Source organism: Polyangium sp. 15x6, from assembly GCF_029960785.1.
In the GTDB taxonomy this organism is placed as follows: domain Bacteria; phylum Myxococcota_A; class Polyangia; order Polyangiales; family Polyangiaceae; genus Polyangium.
In genome coordinates, this window is sequence record NZ_JASBQE010000015.1 from 75167 (window position 1) to 87346 (window position 12180).

Annotated in this window: 9 protein-coding genes; 1 reads left to right on the forward strand and 8 read right to left on the reverse strand. The window is 69.4% G+C overall.

The features are described from left to right. Window positions 1-14 precede the first annotated feature (14 nt). Window positions 15-1481 carry a right-handed parallel beta-helix repeat-containing protein gene (locus QHF83_RS13630; RefSeq protein WP_282418246.1) on the forward strand — a complete coding sequence of 489 codons (1467 nt, stop codon included), beginning with the start codon at window positions 15-17 and terminating at the stop codon, window positions 1479-1481. Between the two features lie 48 nt (window positions 1482-1529). On the opposite strand, the gene QHF83_RS13635 is transcribed toward QHF83_RS13630, so the two are convergent. The 8 genes from QHF83_RS13635 to aat all read right to left on the reverse strand — a co-directional run bounded on the left by QHF83_RS13635 (window position 1530) and on the right by aat (window position 12171). Then, complete coding sequence (locus QHF83_RS13635) at window positions 1530-5753, reverse strand: serine/threonine-protein kinase (protein WP_282418247.1); 4224 nt, start codon at window positions 5751-5753, stop codon at window positions 1530-1532. Between the two features lie 15 nt (window positions 5754-5768). After that, window positions 5769-6722 carry a YdcF family protein gene (locus QHF83_RS13640; protein ID WP_282418324.1) on the reverse strand — a complete coding sequence of 318 codons (954 nt, stop codon included), beginning with the start codon at window positions 6720-6722 and terminating at the stop codon, window positions 5769-5771. A gap of 50 nt (window positions 6723-6772) precedes the next feature. Next, the gene (locus tag QHF83_RS13645) at window positions 6773-7423 is read right to left on the reverse strand and encodes a globin family protein (protein WP_282418248.1); all 651 of its coding nucleotides are present in this window, start codon (window positions 7421-7423) and stop codon (window positions 6773-6775) included. 267 nt (window positions 7424-7690) lie between these two features. Continuing rightward, window positions 7691-9256 carry an acyl-CoA carboxylase subunit beta gene (locus QHF83_RS13650; protein WP_282418249.1) on the reverse strand — a complete coding sequence of 522 codons (1566 nt, stop codon included), beginning with the start codon at window positions 9254-9256 and terminating at the stop codon, window positions 7691-7693. 3 nt (window positions 9257-9259) lie between these two features. Then, window positions 9260-10051, reverse strand: coding sequence for an enoyl-CoA hydratase-related protein (locus tag QHF83_RS13655; protein WP_282418250.1), 792 nt, complete (start codon window positions 10049-10051; stop codon window positions 9260-9262). After that, window positions 10048-10956 carry a 3-keto-5-aminohexanoate cleavage protein gene (locus tag QHF83_RS13660; RefSeq protein ID WP_282418251.1) on the reverse strand — a complete coding sequence of 303 codons (909 nt, stop codon included), beginning with the start codon at window positions 10954-10956 and terminating at the stop codon, window positions 10048-10050. Before QHF83_RS13660 ends, QHF83_RS13655 begins: the two co-directional genes overlap by 4 nt. Continuing rightward, window positions 10953-11468, reverse strand: coding sequence for a MarR family winged helix-turn-helix transcriptional regulator (locus QHF83_RS13665; RefSeq protein ID WP_282418252.1), 516 nt, complete (start codon window positions 11466-11468; stop codon window positions 10953-10955). The genes QHF83_RS13660 and QHF83_RS13665 overlap by 4 nt, the downstream gene beginning before the upstream one ends. A 67-nt stretch (window positions 11469-11535) precedes the next feature. Further along, entirely contained in the window at window positions 11536-12171 is a 636-nt protein-coding gene (aat, locus tag QHF83_RS13670) for a leucyl/phenylalanyl-tRNA--protein transferase (RefSeq protein ID WP_282418253.1), read from the reverse strand. Between the last annotated feature and the right edge of the window lie 9 nt (window positions 12172-12180).

A 12180-nucleotide genomic window follows, 5' to 3' on the forward strand; every position in this document is an offset into this window, starting at 1 on the left:
AAGGAAGGACGACCATGACGAACCGATTGCATTTCGTACGTCTGGCTGCACTGCTCGCCGCGCTGCCGATCGGGGGCTGCGGGGCTGACAATTCGCAGGCGACGCCCGCCTGCGGCACATACGCCGACGCGCCCAAGGGCGCGAGCAGCGCGGTGTACGTATCCGCGACCTGCGGCGCGCGGGACGGGGACGGCTCGGCGGAGCGGCCGTTCGCGAGCATCCAGCAGGGGATCGACGCGTCGGCCCAGGGCGGCGCGGTGCTCGTCGACGCCGGGACGTATGCCGAGAACCTGAGCATCACGAAGACCGTGGAGGTGCTCGGCGCGAACACGCGCGGCGAGCCGGAGAATGCGAGCATCATCGTGCAAGCGCCCTCGCCGTACGCGATCACGGTGGAGGGCTCGACCGTGGTCCTGCGCGGGATCATCGTGCAAAAGCCCCAGGGCGCGGGGATCTGGGTGCAGAAGGGCGGCAACGCCGTGCTCCAGGACTCACGAATCGAGGGCACGGTCGCGGTGAACGAGGACGGCCACGGCGTGATGGCCACCGACAGCGGCAGCATCATCGTCCAGCGGACGATCATCGTGCAATCCGAGGGCGCGGGCGTGTACACCAACGCTGCCGCGGCGGCGAAGGTCGAGCGCAGCATCATCGTGCAGAACGGCGGCTTCGCGGGGATCTGGGTGCAGAGCACGCTCGGCGAGGTTTCCCTCGTGGGGAACGAGATCAGCGAGAATGCCGAGGGCGGCATCACGATCCTCGGCTCGCGCGCGATCATCGTGCAGAACCAGGTGAAGAACACGAAGAGCCGCATGTCCGGAGGGCTTGCGGACGGCATCCGGGTGATCGGCGACAGCAAGGTCGGCGAGGCCTACGTGGAGATCGGCGGCGAGAAGCCCGAGAGCAAGAACGTGGTCGAGGGCAACGACCGCGTCGGGATTCTCTTCTCGGGCGAGAAGGCGCGCGGGATCATCGTGCAAAACGAGGTGGTGGCCAACGCCGACGACACCAAGCGCGGGGCCGGGATCTGGGTGCAATCGAACGCCGGCACCGCCCCGAACGCGGACCAGACCGTGGGCATTCGAATTGCCCAGAACCGCGTCGAGGGGAACCATTACGTCGGGATCGGCGTGACCAACAATGCCCGGGCGATCATCGTGCAGAACCCGAGCATCAGCGGGACGATCGCGGGAGACATCAAGGCGAACGGGATCCTCACCAAGATCGGCGACGGGCTCGGCGTGTACGCGGGCGCGAGCGCGCACGTCGACAAGAACACGATCAGCGCGAACGCGCGCGTGGGCGCATTGTTCTTCGGGGCGGCGAATACGTGCGTCATGACGAACAACGTCTTCGAAAAGAACAGCGAAGGGTCGATCATCGTCCAGAACACGGACGGCCTCGCCCTCGATACGAACGAGGCCGACGTCCCGCCGGTCGCTCCCGCCTTCCCGGTCGGCGTCGACACGTCCGATCTGTGATCCCACCCCGGCGGGCGCCGTCGCTGACGCGCGCCCGCCTCCCCCCGCTCAGCCCGATAGCGACGCCGCGAGCGCCCTCGTCTCCTCGGCGAGCTTGCCCATGTTCGCGGATTCGAAGATCGAGATGCTCTCGTCGAGAAAGCGGCTCGCCTCGGCGAGCGCCGCTCCGTCGCCCTTCGCGCGCGCGTGGAGCACGCGCGCCATCGTGCGGCGCGCCGTGCCCCGCATGTAAGGCGAGCTCATGCGGTCCGCGAGCTCGATGCAGCGCTCGGCGTGCCCCTTCGCCGCGTCGAGCTCGCCCGTGACCAGGTGGCATTCGGCGAGCGCGCGTTGCGCCTCGGCGAGGCCACGCAAAGAGCCGAGCCGCTGGTGCAGGACCTCGGCCCGCGAGAGCGTGCGGATGGCCGCGCGGGCGTCACCGCGGGCGAGCTCGAGCTCGCCGACGTTGCTCAGGATGACCGAGCGGTGCTGGACGAGGTCCCAGCGCTCGGTCTGTTCGAGCGCCGCCCGCCAGGTGGATTCGGCCAGATCGAGGCGGCCGCGGAAGTAATGGAGCGCGGCGAGCCCGTTGTAGGCGTCGACGGCCTCGACGGGCGCGTTCGCCGCGATGGCGCGATCGATGGCCCGCTGGTAGGTCGGCTCGCCCTCGTCGTACCGGCCGGTGTGCAGATAGCCGTTCCCGAGGACGCGGTAGGCCGACGAGAGCGCCCGCTCCCATTCCTGCGTGCGCGCGGCGGCGTCGCCTTTTTCGTGCGATTCGAGCACGCGGCGGAGACGCTCGGCGCAGTCGCGGTGATCCCCGAGGTGCACGCTCGCCCCCATCGCGCCCGTGAGCGCCCGCAGCGCGAGCAGGCTCTCGTCCTCGCCGAGCCATTGTTCTGCTCGGACAAACGATTCTCGCGCGTCCGCATATCGCCCGGAGTGCTCGAGCGCCCAGCCTTTTTCGATGGCCACGCGGGCCTTTTCGTCGGCGAAATCGTCGCGCTCGGCGGCGCGGGCGAGCGCGTCGTCGGCGACCTCGATGGCGCGCGCGAGGCTGCCCGCGAGAACGAGCTCGTGCGCGAGGCTGCCCGCGAGCGAGAGGAGCTCGCCGAGCCGCGTGGCCTCGTCCATGGCCGAGGAGGGCATTTCGAGGAGGATCTCGCGCGCCGCTTCGAGCATCCGCACGGCCTCCTCGATGGCGTGGGTGCGAATGGCGCGCTCCGCCGCGCGGCGCTTGTACGGCAAGGCGAGGGCGAGCTCGCCGGCCTCGCGGAAGTGGTGGCCGATGAGGTCGTCGTGCGGGCCGGGGGAGCCGCCCGTGGCGCGCTCGAGCCAGAGCGCCGCGGCTCTATGGAGCGCGCGCCTTCGCGCCTTGGGCACGCGCCGCTGCGCGACCTCCTGCAAGGCCGCCTGCGTGAACGCATAATCGAGCTCGCCGGCCAGCATCGCGTCGCGGCGGTGCGCGAAGATGCCGCGGCGCACGAGCTCGGCGAGCGAGCGCGGCTCGAAGCGCCCTTCCAGGAGCTCGCCGAGCAGCGACGGCCAGAACCTACGGCCCGCCACGGCCGCGGCCTCCACGGCCTCGCTGAGGCGCGGTTCGAGCCGATCGAGGCGCCCGAGGAGGAGCTGCTCCAACGTCTCGGGCAGGCGCACGCTCGCCGCCCGCGACGACGAGAGCCGCCACGTGCCCTCGCCGACGACGAGCACGCCCTCGTCGACGAGCTGGTGCACGGTCTCCTCGACGATCAGCGGCACGCCGCCCGCGAGCGCCGCGATCTGCCGCACGAGCCCCGCGGGCACGTCGATGAGCGCGCGGAGGACGTGCCGGATGAGCGCCTCGCACGCGTCGTCTTCGAGCGGGTCGACCGGGATCGTGACGACGCCCGAGGCATCGCGGAGGAACGAGAGATCCGGCGCGGCGGCGCCCTCGGCGCGGCTCACCAGGACGAACAGCGCGGGGTAGCCCGCGAGGCGCTCGATCACGTGGCCGAGCAGGGCCTTCGTCGTCGCCGTGGCCCACTCGAAATCTTCGAGCAAGAACAGCAGCGGCGTGCGCGTGGCGAGCCTGCGGTAGGCCTCGGCCACGGCGTCGAAGAGCACCTTTTTTTGCGCCTCGTCGCCGGCCACGACGTCGCGCTCGGCGGTCGCGTCGCCGCTCGTGCCCACGCCGAGCAGCGCGCCGAGGTTGCGACCGAGCTCGACCTCGGCCTCGCCGAGCGTCGTGGGATCGACGGCGCAGTAGCGGCGAATGTAGTGGTCGAGCTTGGCGCGGACCTGCTCGGGGCCGTCGTCGTCGACGACCCGCGCGCGGTGGCGGATGGCCTGGAGAAACGGCTCGTACGGGACGCCTTGCCCCGCCGGGGTCGAGCGGCCCATCTCGAAGTAGTAGGTCTCCCCCTCGCGCTCTTCGAGCTCCTCCACGAGCGCCATGCAGAGCCGGCTCTTGCCAACGCCCGCGGGTCCGGTGACGACGACGACCTCGGGCTTTTGCTCCATGCGGGCCCGCGCGAGGACGGCGCGCAAGACGGAGAGCTCTTCGTCGCGCCCGATGAGCGAGATGCGAACGCCGTGGATCTCGTTCGTCCCGAGATACGCGGTGGATTTCTTCGACGCGACGCGGCGGCCGGGGACGTCGGCGCCCGCGCTCGTGGTCTCGTAGAGGCCGCGGACGCGGCGGAGGACGGCGTGCGTCGCGACAATCTCGCCGGAGGAAGCGGCGCGCGCGAGGCCGCGGGCCTCGAAGACGGGCGCGCCCGAGACGAAGGGGACGCCGCCGCCACGCGGCTGGGTGGAGACGACGCGGCCGGCGTCGATGCCGAGGCGCACGCCGAGCTTGAACGAGGGCGGGAACGTGGGGTCGGAGGAGAGCGCGCCGAGCGCGGCGCGGAGCGAGAGGGCGGCGTCGAGGGCGCGCTCGGCGTCGTTCTCGGCCGCGCCCTCGGGCCCGAAGAGGCAAAGCGCGCGATCAGTGAAGGGCCCGATGGGCTCGCCGCCGTGACGCGCGAGGACCTGCTCGAGGCGCGCGCCGACGACGGCGAGGCAATCGAGGTGCTCTTCCAGATCGACCGAGGCGTCGAGCGCGCCGAGGGTGAGGTCGACATAGAGGACCGTGGCGCTGCGGACCGAGCGCGCGTCCTTGGCCTCGCGGGGCGCCCACGCGCCCGAGCCGACGGCCGTGGGGAAAGGCCGCGACGCGCCTTCGAGGAGCGAGGTCACGCCGGGCAGCGGCCCGAGGGTGCCATCGGCGCCGACGACGATGGTCTCGGAGAGCTCGATCGGCGCGGGCGAGGACGGGCTCGGGGGACGATCGGTGACGGCGCCCCCGCCCGCGTCGAGTGATCGGAGCTCGCGCAAAAGCTCGTGCGTGAAGTGCTCGACGGTCTGGTAGCGATCGCCGGGGTTTGTCCGGAGCGCTCGGCCGATGACGGCGTCGATCCCCGCGGAGATGCCGAGGTCCGGACGGAGGCGCGAGGGCAAGGTCAGGGTGCCTTCGAGGCGCGCGGCGAAGAGGCGGGCGAGGCCGCCGGACTCGTCGAAGGGCCGCGCCCCGGTGACGAGCTCGCAGGCCATGATCCCGAGCGCGTAGATGTCCGCGCGCCCGTCGACGTCGTTCGCCTCGATCTGCTCGGGCGCCATGTACGCGGGTGTGCCGCTCACCTGGCCGTCGACGGCGAGCTCGGGGCCGCCATCGAGGCCAAACGCCTTGGCCACGCCGAAGTCGACGACCTTCACGAAACACGCGTCGCCCGCGAGGGTCGTGAGCAGCACGTTGCCGGGCTTCAGGTCGCGATGGACGATGCCGCTCCGGTGGGCCTCGGCAACGGCGCTGCCGACCTGGGCCATCACGTGGCCGACGAGCGCGGGCTCGAGCCGGCCCACGCGGCGCAGGCGTTCGTCGAGCGACTCGCCGCGCACGTACTCCATCACGATGTAGTGCAGCTCCGTCGAGGCACTGCCGAAGGCGTGGACGACGACCACGTTCGGGTGGCTCAGGCGGGCGAGCAGGCGCGCTTCACGGCGGAAACGCGCGTCGGTCTCGAGAAGCGTGGACAGCTCGGGTCGCAGGATCTTGATCGCGACGAACCGATCGAGGGCGAGATCACTCGCGAGCAGCACCTCGCCCATCCCACCGGCGCCGAGGCGCTTGATGATCTGGTACTTCTGCCCGAGGACCGTTCCGGGGGTGAGCTTTGCCGTGTCGATGACGCCCCTCGCGGGCCCCGAAAGACCTCCCCCGATCCCCGTGGGCCGTGTTCGCCCGTCGTACCATACCGACGAGCGCCGCGTCACGAGGGTCGCGCGGGGCTACTGGAACAGGAACGAATGCCAGTACGCGAGGACCTCGCGGACGATGAACCACGGCTCCTTCAAGAGCCGCCGGCTCATGCGCGCGGGCACCGTGTACACCGCCACGCCCGCGCGCTCGAAGAGCATCTTCACGCGCGGCTCGTGATAATAATGCGTCACCGCGATCGCCCGCGAAAAGCCGTGGCGACGCATCAAGAGCGCCCCGTTCCGCGCCGTCCACGAGGACGTGATGCCCGCCTCGTCGAGGATCACCGCGTCCTTGGGCACGCCCGCCGCGACCGCGCGCGCGCGCATCACCTCGGGCTCCGAAAAACCATTGTGGTCGTCGACAGCGCCGCTCATCACGAGCGCCCCGACGAGCCCCTGCTGGTAGAGGCGAATCGCCTCGTCCACGCGATCCGAGAGCGCGAGCGACGGCGTGCCGTCGTCCCAGACGCGCGCCCCGAACACAATCGCGCAGTCCGCCCGGCGTTCGTACCGCGTCGGGCCGAGCGTGACCATGAGGAGAAGCGGCATGGCCACGAAGCTCGCCGCCGTCACGGCCCCGCACGCGGCCGCCCGCGCGAGCGACCATCGAGGACGATCCGCGCGATCCGTCGCGATGCTCGCCGCGAGCGCGGAGAGACAAACCAGGACGACCAGGGAAGCCGGGACAAACGCCGGGCCATGGATCGCCCCGCTCGCGAGGACGCCGTAAAACGTGGCGACGTCGCGCGCGGCGAGCGCGGCCCCGATCCCGACCACGATCGCCCCCCCGAGGCGCGCCCACGCCGGGCGCAAGGGCCGCGCCGCGTGCCACAGGAGGACGACGGCGGAGGCGAGCTCGAGGACGCGGAAGATCGGCCGCGGCAAACCCGCGTCGCCGAGCCAGGTGTGTGTCGAATCGAAGGGAGGCCGCAAGGCCTCGCCCGCGAGGTTCACGAGGGCGAGCAGGCCGACGGCGAGGCCCACGCCGCGCAAGGTGAAGGCGGCGTGGGAGCGGAGACGAGAAGCGCGCGAGATCAGGTGATCGTGGGCGGGTTCGAGATGCGGGGCAGGCGCGTGCTCGGCGACGCGCCGCTCTTCGAAGACGGCGCCGCTTGCGAGTTCGCGCCGCCGTAGAGGGCCTGGATCGAGGCCGGCATGCGCGAGCCGGGCGGCATCGACGGACGGCCCATCGGCGGGCGGTACGAGGGACGCTTGACGGCGGGCATGCGATGCGCGCTGCCGCGGCGCGAGAGCGGCGTGCGGAGCGAGAGCGGCGCGACCTCGTTCGCCGCGTCCTTCATGACCTTCGCGAGCACGCCGTAGACCGTGGCCCACGCTTCCTTGACCTCGGGCGTGAACGCCTCGCCGAGGCCCTTTTCCAGCGTCCAGAGGAGCGCCGCACCGACTGTGTCGTAGTGATCGTCGCGCACACCGTAGGCCAGGTGGCGGCGACCGAGCGCCTGGACGGTCGGGATCAGCGCATCGAGGCGATCGAGCGCCTGGACCGCCACCTTCAGCGTGGACATGAGCTTCTTGCCCTGGTCCTTCATGTCACCCCGGAAGAGGGGCTTGAGAGACGGATCGACCTCGAAGAGCCGGCCGTAAAATAGTCCGGCGGCCACGTCCGCAATCGGCGCGACCATCTCGAAGGTCTTCTGGACCAGAAGCTTCTGCTCGTTGTTCATCGTTTCCTCGCGGTCAGCCCTGTTGTCCGGGCGGAGAGATGCTTCGGCGACCACCAGCGCAACGACCTCTATCCAAGATCTGCGCCGACGTTTCACCGTAGCATGGGTCGGGCAGGCTCCGACAGTATTTGTTGCGAGGACGCCAAGCACATGGCGTCCAGCGCGCATCGTCCGCGCCCCGACGCGAGGCCCGCAACGTTTGCACCCCAACGACATGGATGTCGCGCCGAACGGTGGAAACGCGCGGGATCGCAGGGCGCGGAGGGGTCAAACGGGAATGATGCCGCGCTTCTTGAAGGGCCGCTCGATGCGCTTGTGCCGCGCGAGCTCGAGGCCCCAGGCCACGGCGCGCCGCGTGTCTCGCGGATCGATGACGTCATCGATGAGGCCCCAGCCGGCGACCTTCATGATGTCGATGTTCTTCTGGAGCATGTCGACCATCTGCTGCTTGAGCTCCGGCGGCGGCGGGGCGTCGCCGAAGAGCTTGCGCGCGGCGATGCCGAGCATGCCCTCGGGGCCCATGACGCTGATCTCGCCGGTCGGCCACCCGACGATGAGGTCCGGCTCGTAGGCGCGGCCGCACATCACGTAATAGCCGGCGCCATAGGCCTTACGCACGACGACCGTGACCTTGGGGACGGTCGCGGCGCTCATGACGTGCAGCATCTTCGCCCCGTGCCGGATGATGCCCTCGTGCTCGACCTTCGACCCGATCATGAAGCCGGGTACGTCCTGCAGAAACACGAGCGGGATGTTGAAGGCGTCGCAGATCTGCATGAACCGCGCGGCCTTGTCGGACGAGTCGACGTCGAGCACGCCGCCCATGTGGTTCGGCTGGTTCGCCACGATGCCGACGCTCTGGCCCCCGATGCGCGCGAGGCACGTGATGATCTGGCGCGCGAAGCGGGGCTTGATGTCGAAATACTCGCCGTGGTCCACGATCGCCGCGATGAGCTTGTACATGTCGTACGCTTTGCGCGGGTTCTCGGGGAGCAGGTCGAGCAGCGACTCCTCGCGGCGATCCGTGGGGTCGGTCACGGCGAGGCGCGGCGGCTCCTCCTCGCAATGCGACGGGAAGAACGAGAGGTACTTCTTGATCGCCGCGATGCATTCGGCGTCGTTCTTGAATTCGCCGTCGCCGACGCCGCTCTTCGTGGAATGGATCTTCGAGCCGCCGAGGTCCTGCTCGGAGATGTCCTCGCCGGTCATGGCCTTGACGAGCGGCGGGCCGCCGAGGGCCATGGAGCCGATTTCCTTCACCATCGGTACGAAATCGGCGAGGCCCGGAATGTAGGCCGTGCCCGCGGCGCCGGGGCCGACCATGGCCGCGACCTGCGGGACGACGCCGCTCATGACGACCTGCTCGCGGAAGAGGTGGCCGCTGCCCGCGAAGAGCGAGATCGTGTCGGGGTGGCTCGATCCCGGGTCGATACGCGCGCCGGCGGAATCGATGAACCACACCATGGGCCAGCGGCCGCGCAGGGCCATCTGGCGCAATCGCGTGACCTTTTCCTCGCCGGTATGGCCGATGCTGCCGCCCTTGACCGTGAAATCGTAGGCAGCGGCGCAGACCATGCGGCCGTCGACCTTGCCGAAGGCGCAGACGACGGCGTCGGACGGCGGGCGATCCTTGCCGTCGCCGGCGGCGAGGCCCATCTGCGTGCCGTGCATGCCGACCTCGAAATGGACGCCGTCGTCGAAGAACGCGGCGAGCCTCTCGCGGGCGGTCAGCTTTCCGCGCGAATGTTGCTTCGCGACCTTGTCCTCGCCGCCCATCTTGCGCACCTCGGCGCGCCGGGCCTCGAGGTCCTTCAAGAGCTCACGCATGTCCATGGGTCATTTACCCGTCCATTTGGGGGTGCGTTTTTCCAGGAACGCCATCAGGCCTTCCCGCGCGTCGTCCGTCGAGAGCACGGCCCCGAGGCGCTCGCGCAAGAGAGGCAATGCATGTTCGAGTGCGAGATCGGCTTGCGCGGCGAACGCTTCGAGGCCGAGCTTGACCGTGATCGGGCTCTTGCTCGCGATCTGCCCCGTGATCCGCGCGACCTCGGCGTCGAGCCCGTCCGCGTCGACGGCCTTTCCGACGAGCCCGATCGCCGCCGCCTCGTCGGCCTCGAGTTTGTCGCCGAAGAGCATCATCTCCAGCAGGCGCCGCTGCGGTACGACGCGCGCCAGCACGGCCATGATCATCATCGGGAAGAGGCCCCGGTTGATCTCGGGCGTGCCGAGCTTGATCCCGCGCGCGGCGACCGCGAAATGGCAAGCCGCCACGAGCCCGAGCCCGCCGCCCATCGCGACCCCGTTCACCCGCGCGACGAGCGGCTTCGGCGAGCGCGTGATGGCGAGCAAGAGATCCGCGTAATCGCCCTTCGGCGGCAATTCCGAGCCCGGCCCGGACGAGCTCATCTGCGTGAAATCGCCGCCGGCGCAGAACGCGTCGCCCGCGCCCGTCAGGACGATCGATCGCACCGAATCGGCGGCGGCCGCGTCTTCGAGCGCCCAGAGCAGCTCGTTCACCATCGCGGGGCCGATGGCGTTTTTCTTGGGCGGGTTTTTCAGGGCGATCCAGAGGGCGCCGTTCTCCTTCGCGGCGACCTCCAGAAACCCATAGGCGCGCGCCGTCGTCATCGCGGCGCTCCGAGCGAGAGGATCTCCCGCGCCTCCTCGACCGTCGCCGGCCGCCGGCCCACGTCGCGCACGAGCCGCACCGCGGTCTCGACGAGCTCACCGTTCGATTTCGCCATCTCGCCATTCGGCAGATAGAAGTGGTCCTCGAGACCACAGCGGACGTTGCCGCCGAGCACGAGCGCCGTGGCGATCATGCGCCAGGCGCCGTGGCTGATCCCGATGACCTCCCACTCCGATCCGGCGGGCATGATCTTCGTCTGGAGCTGGAGCGACTCGACATGCGCCGGAATGCCGCCGAGCACGTTCACGATGAACGAGAACTGGAGCGGCGGCCGGAGCACGCCCATGTCGAGCAGCGGCGCGATCCCGTGCGTGTGCCCCGTGTCGAAGCACTCGAGCTCGGGCTTCACGCCCGCCTCGTTCATCACCTCGAGCAGCTTGATGATCTTCGAATAGGTGTTCGGAAACACCATGTCGAAATCGAATTGCTTGCGCTTGGCCGAGTACTTCGCGTAGTTCATCGTGCCCATGTTGAGGGCAGCGATCTCGGGCTTGCTCTCGCGCACGTACGTGCATTGATCGGACACGTCTTCGAGGATCGTGCCCGTCGAGAAATTGAGGATGATCGGACAGCGGGCGCGGACCTCTTCCTTGATGCGGGCGAAGACGGCAGGCGAGAAGGTCGGGCCGCCTTCGTCGTTCCGGGCGTGGATGTGCACGACCGAGGCGCCGGCGTCATAGGCGCGCTTGCATTCGTCGGCGATCTCCACCGGCGTGTACGGAATGCCCGGGTTTTGCTTGCGATTGGCGAGGACGCCCGTGACGGCGCAGGTGACGACGCAGATATCGGGATCACGCACGCCGGGCTTCTTGGCCTCGCCCGTGAACGACGGCTTCTCCTTCATGGCTTCTCCTCTTCTTCCCCTGCGCGGGGAGCGCCCTCCACCTCGGACACGCGGCCCTCGACGTGCGAGACGACGCGCTTTTGCAGCTTGGTCAGGATGCGCAGCAAATGTTCGAGATCGCCCTGCGACAGATCCGTCAGCGCGCTCCGGAAGATCTCCATCGGCTCGACCTGGATCTCCCGCGCGAGCTTCTGACCTTTTTCGCTGAGCCGGATGTAAACGACCCGCCGATCCGTGGTCGAGCGCTCGCGCTTGACGAGCCCCTCGCGCTCCATGCGGTCGATGATCCCGGTCACCGTGCTGTTCTGGGCCCGGATGCGCTCGGACAGCGACGAGAGCGACAGGTCGCCGAGCTCCTGCAAGAGCTTGATGACGGTGAGCTGCGGGCCTGTGAGCCCGAACTGCGCCGCCAGGCCCTTCGTCAGGCGGCGCGACTCGGTATAGAGGTAGATCATCGTCTCGACGATCGCATCCACCTCGGGCTTGGTTTCGGGAGGGAGGGAGGCCGCCACGGATGTTTCGTGTACGAAATATCCGGGCCGGAACCAAATGTCAAGGAGGGAGTTCTAGCAAGCAAGCTCACGGCTTGAACGGCCGGAGCCCCATGGTCCGCGTCCGAGCGAGCCGTTCGAGGAACTGCTTGCGGGTGAGGACGATGGCGCCGAGCGCCTTCATGTGCGGCGTCATCACCTGGATGTCGATCCAATCGCAGCCCGCCTTGCCGAGGTGGTCCACGAGATACAAAAGCGCGACCTTCGACGCATTCGGCGTGAGGTGGAACATGCTCTCCGCCGAGAAATATCCCTCGACGCAGACGCCATAAATGCCGCCCACGAGCGCGCCCGCCTCGTCCCATACCTCGACGCTGTGCGCGAAGCCGAGCCGGTTCATCTCCTTGTAGGCGTCCATCAGCTCCGGCGTGATCCACGTGCCGTCCTGCCCGGGCCGCGGGACCTCGGCGCAGCGCTCGATGACCGCGTCGAAGCCTTGATCCACCGTGCAGCGGAGCGGGGTCTTCCGGAGCTCGCGGCGGAGGCTGCGCGAGAGGTGGATCCGCGAGAAATCGAGGATCGCCCGTTCTTTCGGGCAAAACCAGGGCAAGACATCGAGCCCGTCGATCGGCCAGGGAAAAACCCCGCGTCGGTACGCCTCGACGAGCACACGCGGCTCCAGGCTGCCGCCCACGGCCACGATGTCGTCGGCGTCGATGCTCATGCTGGGTCT

Excerpts from the sequence above, each read along its gene's own strand:
- aat (WP_282418253.1), bottom strand. The coding sequence starts at position 12,171 with ATGAGCATCGACGCCGACGACATCGTGGCCGTGGGCGGCAGCCTGGAG.
- QHF83_RS13650 (WP_282418249.1), bottom strand. The coding sequence starts at position 9,256 with ATGGACATGCGTGAGCTCTTGAAGGACCTCGAGGCCCGGCGCGCCGAG.
- QHF83_RS13660 (WP_282418251.1), bottom strand. The coding sequence starts at position 10,956 with ATGAAGGAGAAGCCGTCGTTCACGGGCGAGGCCAAGAAGCCCGGCGTG.
- QHF83_RS13645 (WP_282418248.1), bottom strand. The coding sequence starts at position 7,423 with ATGAACAACGAGCAGAAGCTTCTGGTCCAGAAGACCTTCGAGATGGTC.
- QHF83_RS13655 (WP_282418250.1), bottom strand. The coding sequence starts at position 10,051 with ATGACGACGGCGCGCGCCTATGGGTTTCTGGAGGTCGCCGCGAAGGAG.
- QHF83_RS13630 (WP_282418246.1), top strand. The coding sequence starts at position 15 with ATGACGAACCGATTGCATTTCGTACGTCTGGCTGCACTGCTCGCCGCG.